The sequence below is a fragment of the Neobacillus drentensis genome (assembly GCF_036966985.1).
Lineage (GTDB): Bacteria > Bacillota > Bacilli > Bacillales > Cytobacillaceae > Neobacillus > Neobacillus drentensis_E.
In genome coordinates this window covers 1-1,024 of sequence record NZ_JBALSN010000022.1, presented here as the reverse complement: position 1 = coordinate 1,024, position 1,024 = coordinate 1, and the positions used below count along the sequence as shown (strand labels likewise).

At 35.4% G+C, this 1,024-nt stretch carries 3 protein-coding genes; all 3 read left to right on the top strand.

Annotation, left to right across the window (positions count from 1 at the left end):
- Positions 1–175, top strand: a 175-nt coding sequence (locus tag V7659_RS01220) for an alpha/beta hydrolase (protein WP_420491479.1), incomplete at its 5' end; no start/stop codon positions are given.
- Positions 176–200: 25 nt separating this feature from the next.
- Positions 201–626: a DoxX family protein gene (locus V7659_RS01215; protein ID WP_335537565.1), complete on the top strand. Its 426-nt coding sequence runs from the start codon at positions 201–203 to the stop codon at positions 624–626.
- Positions 627–675: 49 nt separating this feature from the next.
- The coding region (locus V7659_RS01210; protein WP_335537563.1) for a flavodoxin family protein at positions 676–1,024 on the top strand (349 nt) is incomplete at its 3' end.

Genomic DNA, 1,024 nt, shown 5'->3' with positions numbered 1-1,024 from the left:
TGCGGCTGGAACAAATGATCCAATCTGCTCTCCAATGGAATCTGCTGAATTAGAATCTCTATTAAAAAATGCTAATGCGAAAGTTGAACTCCATTGGGAGAATAGAGGTCATCAATTAACTGCACAAGAAGTGGAAGCCGCAGCAAGTTGGTATCGAAAGTTAATAAAAAAATAAAACAAATATTTCGGGGGATTAGAGAATGTTGGTAAAGAACGAAATCGGAGCACTTATTTTACGAGTAACATTAGGAGCATTGTTTTTAATTCATGGAATTGTAAAGTTTCAAGGTGGAATAGAAAACATAGTAGGTTGGTTTGAAAGTATTGGATTGCCTGGATTTATGGCTTATGGAGTGGCATCGATTGAAATCATTGGAGGTGTAGCTTTAATCTTTGGATTAGCAACAAGACTTGTATCAGCATTGTTTGCATTATTAATGATTGGAGCAACACTTAAAGTAAAACTTTCAGTTGGGTTGTTAGGCAATGGTCAAATGGCAGGGTATGAATTAGATTTGGCATTCTTAGCAATTGCTTTATATCTTGCAATAAATGGAAGTAAGGTGTTATCAGTAAGCCATTTGATTTTTCACAAAGATTCAAATGAGTTGAAAAAGGCTGCTTAATAGATGAATGTAGATTTTAAAAGAAAGAAATAATAGGTGGTGTAATTAAATGGGGTTCTTATCCAAATTATTTGGGAATTCAGCTGATATGGAGGCAGAAAAAATGGCAAATGTAAAATTAGCAGTAATTTATTACAGTATGGGTGGAACAAACTATCAACTGGCTAGATGGGCAGAAGAAGGTGCGAAAGAAGCTGGTGCAGAAGTTAAAGTTTTAAAAGTACCTGAACTAGCTCCACAATCAGCTATCGAAGGTAATCCTGTATGGAAAGCTCATGTAGAATCCACAAAAGATGTTCAAGAGGTAAAATTAGACGATCTAGAATGGGCAGATGCGATAATATTCAGTGTACCAACTCGTTTTGGTAATATGCCATCACAAATGAAACAATTCTTAG